13 protein-coding genes are annotated in these 13520 nt (G+C 71.5%); 6 read left to right on the top strand and 7 right to left on the bottom strand.

Annotated features, from left to right (window positions below; all coding sequences use genetic code 11):
* Positions 1-391: hypothetical protein (locus tag FNH04_RS28245; protein WP_152788610.1), on the top strand; the 391-nt coding region annotated here is incomplete at its 5' end.
* A 478-nt stretch (positions 392-869) separates the two neighbouring features.
* Here the strand turns inward: FNH04_RS28245 and tsaE are convergent.
* The 3 genes from tsaE to alr form a co-directional block, all read right to left on the bottom strand.
* Complete coding sequence (tsaE, locus tag FNH04_RS28240; protein ID WP_152788609.1) at positions 870-1403, bottom strand: tRNA (adenosine(37)-N6)-threonylcarbamoyltransferase complex ATPase subunit type 1 TsaE; 534 nt, start codon at positions 1401-1403, stop codon at positions 870-872.
* Positions 1369-2610 (bottom strand): alpha/beta fold hydrolase, encoded by a 1242-nt coding sequence (locus FNH04_RS28235; RefSeq protein ID WP_322724067.1) that lies wholly within the window; start codon positions 2608-2610, stop codon positions 1369-1371. Before FNH04_RS28235 ends, tsaE begins: the two co-directional genes overlap by 35 nt.
* Positions 2611-2777: 167 nt before the next feature.
* Positions 2778-3980 carry an alanine racemase gene (gene alr, locus FNH04_RS28230; RefSeq protein ID WP_152788608.1) on the bottom strand — a complete coding sequence of 401 codons (1203 nt, stop codon included), beginning with the start codon at positions 3978-3980 and terminating at the stop codon, positions 2778-2780.
* Between the two features lie 236 nt (positions 3981-4216).
* On the opposite strand from alr, the gene glmS reads away from it, so the two are divergent.
* The 3 genes from glmS to FNH04_RS28215 all read left to right on the top strand — a co-directional run bounded on the left by glmS (position 4217) and on the right by FNH04_RS28215 (position 8007).
* Complete coding sequence (gene glmS / locus FNH04_RS28225) at positions 4217-6064, top strand: glutamine--fructose-6-phosphate transaminase (isomerizing) (RefSeq protein WP_152788607.1); 1848 nt, start codon at positions 4217-4219, stop codon at positions 6062-6064.
* A 79-nt stretch (positions 6065-6143) separates the two neighbouring features.
* Complete coding sequence (locus tag FNH04_RS28220; RefSeq protein ID WP_152788606.1) at positions 6144-6515, top strand: holo-ACP synthase; 372 nt, start codon at positions 6144-6146, stop codon at positions 6513-6515.
* Between the two features lie 61 nt (positions 6516-6576).
* On the top strand, positions 6577-8007 hold the full coding sequence (locus FNH04_RS28215) for an NAD(P)H-hydrate dehydratase (RefSeq protein WP_152788605.1): 1431 nt from the start codon (positions 6577-6579) through the stop codon (positions 8005-8007).
* Positions 8008-8097: 90 nt separating this feature from the next.
* On the opposite strand, the gene FNH04_RS28210 is transcribed toward FNH04_RS28215, so the two are convergent.
* The gene (locus FNH04_RS28210) at positions 8098-8352 is read right to left on the bottom strand and encodes a hypothetical protein (protein WP_228031659.1); all 255 of its coding nucleotides are present in this window, start codon (positions 8350-8352) and stop codon (positions 8098-8100) included.
* A gap of 186 nt (positions 8353-8538) precedes the next feature.
* On the opposite strand from FNH04_RS28210, the gene coaA reads away from it, so the two are divergent.
* Both coaA and FNH04_RS28200 read left to right on the top strand, forming a co-directional pair.
* Positions 8539-9528, top strand: a complete 990-nt coding sequence (gene coaA / locus FNH04_RS28205; protein WP_322724065.1) for a type I pantothenate kinase — start codon at positions 8539-8541, stop codon at positions 9526-9528.
* Between the two features lie 16 nt (positions 9529-9544).
* Positions 9545-10480 carry a DUF389 domain-containing protein gene (locus FNH04_RS28200; RefSeq protein WP_152788604.1) on the top strand — a complete coding sequence of 312 codons (936 nt, stop codon included), beginning with the start codon at positions 9545-9547 and terminating at the stop codon, positions 10478-10480.
* Positions 10481-10565: 85 nt separating this feature from the next.
* Here the strand turns inward: FNH04_RS28200 and glmM are convergent, their stop codons facing one another.
* The 3 genes from glmM to rplM form a co-directional block, all read right to left on the bottom strand.
* Positions 10566-11924 carry a phosphoglucosamine mutase gene (gene glmM, locus FNH04_RS28195; protein WP_322724063.1) on the bottom strand — a complete coding sequence of 453 codons (1359 nt, stop codon included), beginning with the start codon at positions 11922-11924 and terminating at the stop codon, positions 10566-10568.
* A 315-nt stretch (positions 11925-12239) separates the two neighbouring features.
* Positions 12240-12755 (bottom strand): 30S ribosomal protein S9, encoded by a 516-nt coding sequence (gene rpsI, locus FNH04_RS28190; protein WP_322724062.1) that lies wholly within the window; start codon positions 12753-12755, stop codon positions 12240-12242.
* 42 nt (positions 12756-12797) lie between these two features.
* The gene (gene rplM / locus FNH04_RS28185; RefSeq protein WP_134040861.1) at positions 12798-13241 is read right to left on the bottom strand and encodes a 50S ribosomal protein L13; all 444 of its coding nucleotides are present in this window, start codon (positions 13239-13241) and stop codon (positions 12798-12800) included.
* Positions 13242-13520 lie beyond the last annotated feature (279 nt).

Here is a 13520-nt window from a genome sequence, read left to right as displayed (position 1 = left end):
GAAGGACCCGGCGCCGCTGCCCGCCGGCTCCGGCACCGGACAGCGGGTCGTGTACGCGCTCGGCGCCGACCGCGTCTGGCTGGTCGGCGCGGACAACAAGGTCAGCCGCACGTTCGAGGTCACCCCCAGCACGGTGGACCCCGCCCCCGCCACCTACCAGGTGACCTCTCGTACGAACGCCACCACCGGCTCCGACGGCACGGCCATCGAGCATGTGGTCCGCTTCGCCTCCGTCGACGGCATCTCCGTCGGCTTCAGCGCCGCGGTCGACGGCTCCACCCCCCAGCCCGACCCGTCCACCAGGACGGGCGGAATCCGCCAGTCCCGCGAAAACGGCAAGGCCATGTGGGACTTCGCGACCATCGGCCGCCAGGTGGTCGTGGTCAAGTAGGAAGACGAGGGGCGCGCCCGAGGCTTTCAGGGGCGCGGAGAACTGCGCGACCAGCCACATCGAACGGCCGGCGGACAACAAACCCGCAGACCCCCCACACGATTCCCGTTCACCCACACCCCAGAGCACTCACGCAGCTTCGGACCGCCGCGTCTCCCCGCTCTCCGCCGGAGGCCTTGGTGGTGTGGACACCACACGCGCCGCCGCACACGACGCCAGCAACTCCCCCATCGAGACCCCGGGCACCCCGCCCACCGGCACAGCCCACGGCAGCGCCTCGTCTCGTTCTGAAGCCTGCATGGGACGCCTCCAGGGGCCACGGGGGCGGGCAAGTTAGGTAGACCTAACCAAGACTCGCTACCATCTGACCACGCCGAGGACGCCCACGCAATATTTGCCGACGTGCTGTCGGTACGTTCAGGTGAACCTACGAACGAAGAACCGCTCACCCGCTCACCCGCTCAAGCGACAAGCGCGCTCAGGCCGAGAGCACACCCAGATCCACCGGAGTCCACCGCTCACCGACCCCGCGGAGCGAGACGTGCCGCACCTCGTCCGTCGTGTCCCCCACCGCCCGGTGGATGAGCACGTGCAGCCGGTCCTCCGTCAGCTCCTCGACCTTGCCCTCGCCCCACTCCACGACGACCACCGAGTCGGGCAGCGACACGTCGAGGTCGAGGTCCTCCATCTCGTCGAGCCCGCCGCCCAGGCGGTACGCGTCGACGTGCACGAGCGGCGGCCCGTCCCCCAGGGAGGGGTGCACGCGCGCGATGACGAAGGTCGGGGACGTGACCGCGCCCCGTACGCCCAGTCCCTCACCGAGCCCCCGGGTCAGCGTCGTCTTGCCGGCGCCGAGCTCCCCGGTGAGCATCACGAGGTCGCCCGCGCGCAGCAGCTTGGCCAGATGGCGGCCCAGCTCCCGCATCTGCTCGGGGGAGTTGACGGTGAGCTCGACGGACACGGGGACCGCCTGGCCCTCACCCGGGCTGTGCGGTGCTGCTGGTGCTTCCATAGCCCCCAACCGTAGCCCCTGCCGGAACGGCTCCCGCGCGCGTGAGGAGGTCGGCAAGCCGGTCCGTGACCACTTCGGGGTGCTCCAGGATCACCAGGTGCCCGGCATCGGGTACGAGCACCAGTTCGGCGTCCGGCAGCAGGTCCGCGATCGCCTCGCTGTGCTCGCTGGGCGTGACCAGGTCCTGGACTCCGGCCAGTACGAGCACGGGCAGACCCGCGAACTGCGCCAGCGCCTCCGTCTTGTCGTGGTCGGTGAACGCCGGGTAGAACTCGGCGACCACGTCGATGGGGGTGCCCTCGATCATCCGCTCGGCGAACCGCGCCACCGCCGGGTCGATGTCCCGGGACGCGAACGAGTACCGCTTGATGATCCCGGCGAACAGGTCGGCCGTGGCCCGCCGCCCCCTCTCCACCAGCTCGGCCCGCTGCCCGAGCGCCCTCAGGACGCCCGGCAGGACGCGCCGTACCGCGTTGACGCCCGCGACCGGGAGCCCGAAGTTGACCTCGCCGAGCCGCCCCGACGACGTCCCGACGAGGGCGACGCCGACGACGCGTTCGCGGATCAGCTCGGGGTAGTGGGCCGCCAGCGCCATGATGGTCATGCCGCCCATGGAGTGCCCGACGAGAACGATCGGCCCCTCCGGCGCGGCCGCGTCGATCACAGTCCTCAGGTCGCGCCCGAGCTGGTCGATGGTCAGCTCCGACCGGTTCTCCACCTGGTCCACGCCGCGCCCGGAGCGCCCGTGGCTGCGCTGGTCCCAGTGCACGGTCCGTACGACACCGCGCAGCGCGGCCCGCTGGAAGTGCCAGGAGTCCTGGTTGAGGCAGTAGCCGTGGCAGAAAACGACGGTGACCGGGGCCGGGGCCCTGCGCCCGAAGAGGCGGCGCCTGCGCGGTGCGAGACCCGCCTCCGGCTCGATGTCGTCCACCTCGTAGTACAGCTCGGTGCCGTCGTCCGCGTACGCCTTGCCGGGCGTGCCGCGCAGCGCTCCGTACGGTCCCGCCGAGTCGAGTGCGAGCTGGGCCTTCTTGCGCATGCCGCGGCCCACGGTGAGCCGCTCTATGGCGACACCGACGGCGGCGCCCGCGGCGACCACGCCTATCGCGGCGCCCGCGATGCCGGCCTTCCGCCAGTTCCCGGCGGACGAGGCGGCCGAGGCCGCGTTCGCGACGGCCTCCAGGGCCTCCGCGCTGGTCTCGCTCACGTCCCGCTCCTCTTCGCCGGTGTCCTGGGGCCGCATGGGGCCGCCGGACTGTTTCTCGTTGTGCCGTGTGGTCGTGGTCGCACTGGTGGGGTCGCTCAAGTTGCGTAAGGCGTGTTGCACACCTATGGGGAGTTACCCGTCTTGTTCGTTGTTCACCTAAGACGGGTTCACCTGAATGCTTCGCCGTCGACTTCGCTGTCGGCTTGGTCGTCGGCCTCGTCATCGACATAGACGCGCGGAACGCGCGTTCCGATCCGGGTGACGATTTCGTACGCGATGGTTCCGGCCGCCTGGGCCCAGTCCTCGGCGGTCGGCTCGCCCCGGTCGCCCGGTCCGAAGAGCACGGCATCCTCGCCGACGGGCGGCTCGTCCCCGCCCAGGTCGACCACGAACTGGTCCATCGCGATCCGTCCGGCGACCGTCCGCCACTTCCCGCCGACCAGCACCGGGCCGGCGCCGGAGGCATGGCGCGGGATGCCGTCCGCGTAGCCCACGGGCACCAGGCCGAGGGTGGTGGCGCCCGGGGTGACGTAGTGGTGCCCGTAGCTGACGCCGTGTCCGCCGGGCGTGTGCTTCACCAGCGCGAGGGACGCGCTCAGCGTCATCACGGGCCGCAGCCCGAAGTCCGCCGGGGTGCCGACCTCGCGGCTGGGCGCGATGCCGTAGAGCGCGATTCCCGTCCGTACGAGGTCGAAGCGGGCCTCGGGGAGCGTGAGCGTGGCGGGCGAGTTGGCGATGTGCCGCACCTCGGGGCTCAGGCCCTGCCGCTCGGCGTACGCCACCATCTCGCGGAAGCGGGTGAGCTGGGCCGCGATGGAGGGGTGCCCCGGCTCGTCGGCGCACGCGAAGTGGGACCAGAGGCCGGTGACCGTGAGCAGCCCGTCGTCCTGCGCGCGCAGGGCGGCGGTGACCAGGTCGGGCCAGTCCCCCGGCTGGCAGCCGTTCCGCCCGAGGCCGGTGTCCGCCTTGAGCTGCACGCGCGCGCGTACACCCGCCGCAGCGGCCGCGGCGGCGGCCTCCCGCAGCGCCCACAGTCCGCTGACCGAGACGTCGATGTCCGCCTCGATGGCCTCCCGCCAGGGGCCGCCGGGGGTCCACAGCCAGCACATGACGCGCCCCGGCAGCCCGGCCTCGCGCAGGGCGAGGGCCTCCTCGGGCGTGGCCGTGCCCAGCCAGGTGGCCCCGGCCTCGCGGGCCGCCCGGGCGCACCGCACCGCCCCGTGGCCGTACGCGTCGGACTTCACGACGGCCATCAGGGCCGCGCCTGACGCGTGGGCGCGCAGCGCCCGCACGTTGGCCCGCAGGGCGCCGAGATCGATCTCGGCGCGGGCACGCAGGGGCGCGGTCGGCGGTGTGGCTCTCTCAGTCATCGCGCCCAGTGTCTCAAAGAGGTTCGACCGCTCCCTCGGTCCTCGGGTGTGGGGTGCCGCACGTCCGCGCCGTCCGGCCCCGCGCCCCTGGTCGTACGCCGCACGGAACCGCGCCACGCGGGACTGCGCCGCGCGCGTGAGGTCACCCGTTCCCAGGGCTCTCCCGCGCCACATGGCCACGTACAGTCACGACAGACACACGAGAAGTCCCCGCTCGGCGGCCTGAAGGGGTAGGTATGTGCGGAATCGTGGGATACGTGGGCACTCAGCCCGCGCTCGACGTGGTGCTCGCCGGCCTGAGGAGGCTGGAGTACCGGGGGTACGACTCGGCGGGCGTGGCGGTCCTGGCCGACGGGGGCCTGGCCGCAGCGAAGAAGGCCGGGAAGCTGGGCAGCCTGGAGAAGGAGCTGGCCACCAACCCCCTGCCGGTCGGCGCCACGGGGATCGGGCACACCCGCTGGGCCACCCACGGGGCTCCCACGGACACCAACGCCCACCCGCACCTCGACAACGCGGGCCGTGTGGCCGTCGTCCACAACGGCATCATCGAGAACTTCGCCTGTCTGCGGGCCGAACTGACCGGGCGCGGGCACGATCTGACCTCCGAGACGGACACCGAGGTGGTCGCGCATCTGCTGGCCGAGGAGTTCTCCTCCTGCGCGGACCTGGGCGAGGCCATGCGGCTGGTGTGCCGCCGCCTCGAGGGTGCGTTCACGCTGGTCGCGATGCACGCGGACGAGCCGGACGTGGTCGTGGGGGCCCGCCGGAACTCACCGCTCGTGGTGGGCGTCGGTCAGGGCGAGGCCTTTCTCGCCTCGGACGTCGCCGCGTTCATCGCCCACACGCGGTCGGCGATCGAGCTGGGTCAGGACCAGGTGGTGGAGCTGCGCCGGGACGGGGTGACGGTCACCGGTTTCGACGGCCGGCCCGCCGATGTGCGCTCGTACCACGTGGACTGGGACGTGTCGGCGGCCGAAAAGGGGGGTTATGACTACTTCATGCTCAAGGAGATCGCCGAGCAGCCCAAGGCGGTCGCCGATACGTTGCTGGGGCGCGTCGACGCCTCGGGCTCGCTGACGCTGGACGAGGTCCGGATCGGCGCCCAGGAGCTGCGCGAGACGGACAAGGTGGTCGTCGTCGCGTGCGGTACGGCGTTCCACGCGGGCCTCATCGCCAAGTACGCCATCGAGCACTGGACCCGCCTCCCGTGCGAGGTGGAGCTGGCGAGCGAGTTCCGCTACCGGGACCCGATCCTCGATCCGAGGACGCTGGTGATCGCCATCTCGCAGTCCGGCGAGACCATGGACACGCTGATGGCGCTGCGGCACGCCCGCGAACAGGGCTCCAAGGTGCTGGCGATCTGCAACACCAACGGCTCGACGATCCCGCGCGAGGCGGACGCGGTGCTGTACACGCACGCGGGCCCGGAGGTCGCCGTCGCGTCCACGAAGGCGTTCCTGACCCAGCTGGTCGCGTGCTACCTCGTGGCCCTGTATCTGGGCCAGGTGCGCGGCACCAAGTGGGGTGACGAGATCCGTGCGGTCGTCCGGGAGCTCTCCCGGATCTCCCGCGAGGTCGAGCGGGTCCTCGCGACCATGGAGCCGGTGAGGGAGTTGGCGCGCTCGCTCGCGGAGAAGGACACCGTGCTGTTCCTGGGACGGCATGTGGGCCACCCGGTGGCGCTGGAGGGCGCCCTGAAGCTGAAGGAACTCGCGTACATGCACGCGGAGGGCTTCGCGGCGGGCGAGCTGAAGCACGGGCCGATCGCCCTGATCGAGGAGGACCTGCCGGTCGTGGTGGTCGTCCCGTCCCCGGCGGGCCGCTCGGTCCTGCACGACAAGATCGTCTCCAACATCCAGGAGATCCGCGCCCGGGGCGCCCGCACGATCGTCGTCGCCGAGGAGGGCGACGAGGCGGTCGTCCCGTACGCCGACCATCTGATCCGTATCCCGGCGACCCCCACACTGCTCCAACCCCTGGTCGCCACGGTCCCGTTGCAGGTCTTCGCCTGCGAACTGGCCACGGCCCGGGGCAACGACGTGGACCAGCCGCGCAACCTGGCGAAGTCGGTGACCGTGGAGTGAGTGGCACGTGGGGTGGTGGCGGGGCGTGAGGTGACCGCGGGTGGCGCGGGCGCAGGCCGGGCGCCGTAGGGTGCGGGGCATGAGCATCATCGGGGTCGGCATCGACGTAGCCGAGATCGACCGCTTCCGCGCCTCCCTGGAACGCACGCCCAGCCTGGCCCAACGCCTCTTCCTGGACAGTGAGTTGTTCCTCCCGAGCGGTGAACGCCGGGGCGTCGCCTCCCTGGCGGCCCGCTTCGCCGCGAAGGAGGCCCTCGCCAAGGCCCTGGGTGCCCCGCCGGGCCTGCACTGGACGGACGCGGAGGTCTATGTCGAGGACAGCGGCCGTCCCCGACTCCGTGTCAAGGGCACGGTGGCCGCCCGCGCCGCCCAACTGGGCGTCACGTCATGGCACGTCTCGCTCAGCCATGACGCGGGAGTGGCGTCGGCGGTGGTGGTGGCGGAGGGGTAGTTCCCCGCGCACCCAGAGGTGCTCGGGTGCCGATCAGTGACCGTACGGGAGACTCGACAGCATGCGTAGTGCGTACCGCGTGGAAACCGTCCGAACCGCCGAGCGCGAGCTCATGGCGAGGCTCCCCGAGGGCGCCCTCATGCAGCGCGCCGCCGCCGGCCTGGCCGCGGCCTGCGCGGACCTGCTCGGCCGGGTGTACGGCAGCCGTGTGGTCCTCCTGGTCGGCAGCGGCGACAACGGCGGCGACGCCCTGTACGCGGGCGCCCGCCTGGCGAAGCGCGGCGCGGGGGTCACGGCCGTACTGCTGCACCCCGACCGCACCCACCCCGGCGGCCTGGCCGCCCTGCGCAGGGCGGGCGGAACCGTGTCCGCGCCCGACGGGGCGGAGCGGGCCATCCAGCGGGCCGGCCTCGTCGTCGACGGCATCGTGGGCATCGGCGGCAGGGGCGGCCTCCGCCCCGACGCCGTGCCGCTCGCCGAGTCCGCGGCCGCGTCCCGGGCGGCCGTCGTCGCCGTGGACCTCCCCTCCGGTATCGAGCCCGACACCGGGGAGGTGCGCGGTGCGGCCGTCCGCGCCGACCTGACGGTCACCTTCGGCACGCACAAGCCGGGCCTGTTCATCGACCCGGCGCGCGAGTACGCCGGTTCCGTACGCCTGGTCGACATCGGCCTCACCCTCCCGGGCGCCCCGGACCTGGAGGCTCCGCAGCACGCCGACGTGGCCGCGCTGCTGCCCCGCCCCGCCGCCGAGAGCGACAAGTACCGACGCGGTGTCGTGGGCATCGCGGCCGGTTCCGCGCGCTACCCCGGCGCGGCCGTCCTCGCCGTCTCGGGCGCCCTGCGCGGCGGCGCGGGAGCCGTGCGGTACGTCGGACCGGCCGGGGACGCCGTGATCGCCCGCTTCCCGGAGACCCTCGTCTCGGAGGGCGGCCCGAAGCAGGCGGGCCGGGTGCAGGCCTGGGTCGTGGGTCCGGGCGCCGGGGACGACGCGGAGCCCGTGGCCGAGGTGCTCGCCACCGACGTACCCGTACTGCTCGACGCGGACGGCCTCCGCCTCGCCGACCGGGACGCCGTACGCGCCCGTACCGCGCCCACGCTGCTGACCCCGCACGCCGGAGAGGCCGCCGCGCTGCTCGGCGCCTCGCGCGAGGAGGTCGAGGGGGCGCGCCTGACCGCCGTACGCGACCTCGCGCGCCGCTACGACGCGACGGTGCTCCTGAAGGGCTCCACGACCCTGGTCGCCGACCCCGGCGGCGGCACGGTCCGGGTGAACCCCACGGGCACGCCCTGGCTCGCCACCGCGGGCAGCGGCGATGTCCTCTCGGGCCTCGCCGGCTCGCTGCTGGCCTCCGGCCTGACCGCGATGGACGCGGCGAGCGTCGCGGCGTACGTCCATGGCCTGGCGGGCCGCTACGCCGCGGACGGCGCCCCGGCGGGCGCGCACGACGTGGCCGAGGCGATTCCGGCGGCCTGGCGGGACATCCGCGACTGACCCGCAACGGCCGTGTCCTCCGCGAGCTCGCCCGTCCCGAAACCGGCGCGACCCTCGACAACCCCGCTCGGTCCAGAAGCAGCCGACCCCTCAGCGCCCCGCTTCGATCCGGTCGATCGCCTCCTGGACCATCCCCAGGTACTCGACCTCCTCGCACCGGGGCTTGCTGCCCATCCGGTACATGTCGATGCAGTCGTAGAGGTACTCCGACAGATCCTCGTCCGGCAGATCGGCCGCCAGCTCGCTGTGCACCCGACCTGCGAGATCCGGGTCGACGCGCGGGGAAGCGCGGTGGGATCTGCGTCGTACGACACTCGGCATCCGTACGGCATCACGAAGACGCATGGCCACGACCACCTCAAACCCCCGGGAAGGTTCCGGAAGGCGGCTCCCTCCCGGCAGCCGGGACGCTATCCCCTCCCCCACGCGCGGTCCATACCTTCGGCACAACTCACTCACAGCTCCGCACGCACATCCCCACGTGACGGATCCCACGCCGCCGAGCCGTTCGTACTCCGTTAACAATGGACTGTGATCTCACCGGTCTCCTCGTTGCCGCGGAGCGCCCACCGGCCCAGGCCGGAGGCGACTCCCTACGTCGACCTCACCCGTTCCGAGTGGAGCGCGCTGCGCGACAAGACACCGCTGCCACTGACCGCCGAGGAGGTGGAGCAGCTGCGCGGTCTGGGCGACGTCATCGACCTCGACGAGGTACGGGACATCTACCTGCCGCTCTCCCGGCTCCTCAACCTCTACGTCGGCGCCACGCACGGCCTGCGCGGCGCGCTCAACACGTTCCTCGGCGAGCAGGGCTCCCAGTCCGGCACCCCGTTCGTGATAGGCGTCGCGGGCTCCGTCGCCGTCGGAAAGTCCACGGTCGCCCGGCTCCTCCAGGCCCTGCTGGCCCGCTGGCCCGAGCACCCGCGCGTCGAGCTGGTCACGACGGACGGCTTCCTCCTGCCCATGAAGGACCTCCGGGAGCGCGGCCTGGTGTCGCGGAAGGGTTTCCCCGAGTCGTACGACCGCCGCGCGCTCACCCGTTTCGTCGCCGACATCAAGGCGGGCAAGGACGAGGTGACGGCGCCCGTCTACTCCCACCTGATCTACGACATCGTCCCCGGACAGAAGCTCACCGTCCGCCGCCCGGACATCCTCATCGTCGAGGGCCTCAACGTCCTCCAGCCCGCCCTCCCCGGCAAGGACGGCCGCACCCGTGTGGGCCTCGCCGACTACTTCGACTTCAGCGTGTACGTCGACGCCCGCCCCGAGGACATCGAGCAGTGGTACCTGAGCCGGTTCCGTAAGCTCCGCGAGACGGCCTTCCAGAACCCCTCCTCGTACTTCTGGAAGTACACCCAGGTGTCGGAGGAGGACGCCCTCGACTACGGCCGCACGACCTGGCGCACCATCAACCGGCCCAACCTGATCGAGAACGTGGCCCCCACCCGCGGCCGCGCGACCCTGATCCTGCGCAAGGGCCCGGACCACAAGGTGCAGCGCCTCAGCCTGCGCAAACTGTGACCGCTACCCTGCCCCCATGCTCCATCTGCGCCTGATCACACCGCCCGACAAGACGGACGAGGTGGTGCGCCTGGTCGAGAGGACGGTCGGCACCACGCACCTCGTCGTGCTGCCGGGCTCCGCCCGCAACCCCGTCGGGGACGTCGTGATGTGCGACGTCGCCCGCGAGGCCGGGGACGAACTGATCGGCGCGCTGCGGGCGCTGGACCTCGACACGAGGGGCTCCATCGCCGTCGAGAACATCGACCTCTCGCTCTCCGATCGCGCCCAGAGGGCCAAGGACGAGGCGCCGGGCGAGGGCGCGGACGCGGTGCTGTGGGAGCACCTGGCGGACGCGACGCACGAGGAGTCGACGCTGTCGGTCACGTACCTGGCCTTCATCACGCTCGCCACGATGATCGCCGCCTGCGGTGTGGTCCTCGACAACGCGATCCTGATCGTGGGCGCGATGGCGGTCGGCCCGGAGTTCGGCCCGCTGGCCGGGTTCTCCACGGCCCTGGTGCAGCGCCACCCGCGGCTCGCCCTCCGCTCGCTGACCGCGCTTCTGGTGGGCTTCGCGGTGGCGATGGCGGTGACGGTCGGCTTCAGCCTCTTCATGGACTGGCTCGGCCTGTTCACCAAGGAGCAGCTGGAGGCCGACCGGCCCAGCACGGCGTTCGTCTACGCCCCCGACGCGTTCTCCTTCGTCGTGGCGGTCCTCGCGGGCATCGCCGGCACGCTCTCGCTGACCTCGGCCAAGTCGGGCCTCTTGGTGGGAGTGGCCATCTCGGTGACGACCGTCCCCGCCGCCGCGAACGCCGCGGTCGCCCTGAGCTACGGGGACACGGAACAGACCTGGGGCTCCACGGAACAGCTCCTGCTGAACCTCCTGGGCATCGTCCTGGCCGGCACACTCACCCTGCTGACCCAGAAGTGGCTCTGGGCGAGCCAACGAGAACGGCGCGCCCCGTAGGGGCGCGGGGAACTGCGCGACAAGCCACGACGAACCCGCAGCCCGCAAAAGCGCAGAACCCGCACCCCCTGCCCGGAATCCCGAACTAACCCAGCGCGGACTTCACCACATCGGCCAGCCGCCCGGCAACGGACCGCGCCTGATCGATATCGGCGGCCTCGACCATCACCCTCACCAACGGCTCCGTCCCGGACGACCGCAGCAGCACCCGCCCGGTGGACCCGAGTTCCCGCTCCGCCTCGGAAACGGCCGTGGCCAGCTCGGCAGACGTACCCACCCGCGACTTGTCCACGTCCGGCACATTGACCAGCACCTGCGGCAACCGCTCCATGACGGACGCGAGGTCCTTGAGCGTACGGCCGGTCTGGGCGACCCGGGCGGCCAGCATCAGCCCGGTCAGCGTGCCGTCCCCGGTCGTGGCGTGGTCGAGGATGATGACGTGGCCGGACTGCTCGCCGCCGAGGGCGTACCCGTGCTCCCTCATCTCCTCCAGCACATAGCGGTCGCCGACCGCGGTCTGGACGAGCTTCAGCCCCTCACGCTCCAGCGCCAGCTTGAAGCCGAGGTTGGACATGACGGTGGCCACCACGGTCCCGGCCCGCAGGGCGGAGCGCTCCCGCATCGCCAGCGCGAGCACGGCGAGGATCTGGTCGCCGTCGATCTCGTTGCCCTCGTGGTCCACGGCGAGGCAGCGGTCGGCGTCGCCGTCGTGCGCGATACCGAGGTCCGCGCCGTGCTCAGCGACGGCGGCCTTCAGCAGGTCCAGATGTGTGGAGCCGCACCCGTCGTTGATGTTGAGCCCGTCGGGCTCGGCGCCGATGGTGACGACCTCGGCACCGGCCCGGGTGAACGCCTCGGGCGAGACCCTGGCGGCGGCACCGTGCGCCTCGTCCAGCACGACCTTCACCCCGTCGAGCCGGTGGGGCAGTACGTCGAGGAGGTGCCCGACATACCGGTCGAACCCCTCGTCGTACGACGTCACCCGACCGACCCCGGCACCCGTGGGCCGGTCCCAGGGAGCCCCGGTCCGGTGCTCCTCGTACACGGTCTCGATCTTGTCCTCGAGCTCGTCGGCGAGTTTGTGGCCGCCCCGGGCGAAGAACTTGATGCCGTTGTCGGGCATGGCGTTGTGGCTGGCGGAGAGCATCACGCCGAGATCGGCGCCGAGCGCGCCGGTGAGATACGCCACGGCCGGGGTGGGCAGCACGCCGACGCACCGGACGTCCACACCCGCGCTGGCGAGGCCCGCGACCACGGCGGCCTCCAGGAACTCCCCGGACGCTCGCGGATCCCGCCCGACCACCGCCACCGGCTTGTGGCCCTCGAACGTGCCCGCCTCGGCGAGTACGTGGGCCGCCGCGACGGAGAGGCCGAGGGCCATCTCGGCCGTCAGATCCGCGTTGGCGACACCGCGCACGCCGTCCGTGCCGAAGAGTCGTCCCACTGTGTGTCCTCCGAATGTGCTCAGAATGTACGGCTCATGCCGAGTGTCCAGGCTCGGCCGGGGTTACGTGAATCCCCTGGCGTCCTGTGGCTCCCGGGGTCCCGTGAGGTCGACCGCCACCGGCACCTCATGGTTGCCCTGTTTCGGCCTCCCTCGGCTCCCTTGGACTCCGTTCAGGTGCGATCGGCTCCCCTGAAGGTCCCCGCCCCGGTACATATGCCCGTGACAAGCGTCTCTCCCCCGTAAACGAACCGCCCCGGCGGCACGGAGTGTGCCGCCGGGGCGATACGCGGTGCGGTGCAGCAGCGAGCGTGTTTAGCGCTTGCTGTACTGCGGAGCCTTGCGGGCCTTCTTCAGACCGGCCTTCTTGCGCTCGACCGCACGGTCGTCGCGGCGGAGGAAGCCGGCCTTCTTGAGCGGGCCGCGGTTGTTGTCGACGTCGGCCTCGTTCAGCGCGCGGGCGACACCGAGACGGAGGGCACCGGCCTGGCCGGAGACACCGCCACCGGCGATGCGGGCGATGACGTCGTAACGGCCCTCGAGCTCGAGCACCTTGAAGGGCTCGTTGACTTCCTGCTGGTGCACCTTGTTGGGGAAGTAGTCCTCAAGGGTGCGACCGTTGATCTTCCACTTGCCGGAGCCCGGAACGATCCGGACACGGGCGATGGCGTTCTTGCGACGGCCCAGGCCGGCGGCCGGCTGCGGGTCGCCGAAGCGGGACGCGAGGGACTCGGAGGTGTACTCGCCCTCCAGGGGCACCTCGGTCTCGGTGGTGTAGCTGTCGATGTCGACGGTCTCGTCGAGCGGCTGCTCAGCGGTGGTCTCGGCCACGATTCTCCTCGGATTCTCTTCAGGCTTAGGGGGTGGCCGGACTTACTGCGCGACCTGGGTGATCTCGAACGGCACCGGCTGCTGGGCAGCGTGCGGGTGCTGGTCGCCCGAGTAGACCTTCAGCTTGGAGAGCATCTGGCGACCGAGGCTGTTCTTGGGAAGCATGCCCTTGACGGCCTTCTCGACGGCCTTCTCGGGGTTCTTCGCCAGCAGCTCGTCATAGCGGACGGAGCGCAGACCACCCGGGTAACCGGAGTGGCGGTACGCCATCTTCTGGGTCCGCTTGTTGCCGGACAGGTGCACCTTGTCGGCGTTGATGATGATGACGAAGTCACCAGCGTCGACGTGCGGCGCGTAGATGGGCTTGTGCTTGCCGCGCAGAAGGGTGGCGGCGGTGGTGGCAAGACGGCCCAGGACAACGTCCTGAGCGTCGATGACGTGCCACTGACGCGTCACATCGCCGGGCTTGGGGCTGTACGTACGCACGGTTCGTAGCCTTCGCTTCTTCAGTGAGGTTCCTGACAAGGTCACCGAAGACGATCACGACAGCCATGACCGCACAAGCGGTGACGCAAGCCGCGTGCTGGTCGCTGGTCATCGGCCCGGTGGACCGGTGTAAGGGCCCCTCACGTGAGAATGAGCAAGCCAATACACATAACGAACATGCAGGATAGCCGGGCGCAGCCGGACGGGTCAAAACGAGGCCGCCACCACTGGGCCGACCCGGTACGCCCCGGAGCTCTTCCGGGGGACCGGGCCGGGGCG

Origin of the sequence: Streptomyces phyllanthi, from assembly GCF_009377205.1 — a bacterium.
In the GTDB taxonomy this organism is placed as follows: domain Bacteria; phylum Actinomycetota; class Actinomycetes; order Streptomycetales; family Streptomycetaceae; genus Streptomyces; species Streptomyces phyllanthi.
The sequence above is the reverse complement of the archived record's forward strand: the minus strand, read 5'-3'. Positions and strand labels throughout refer to the sequence as shown.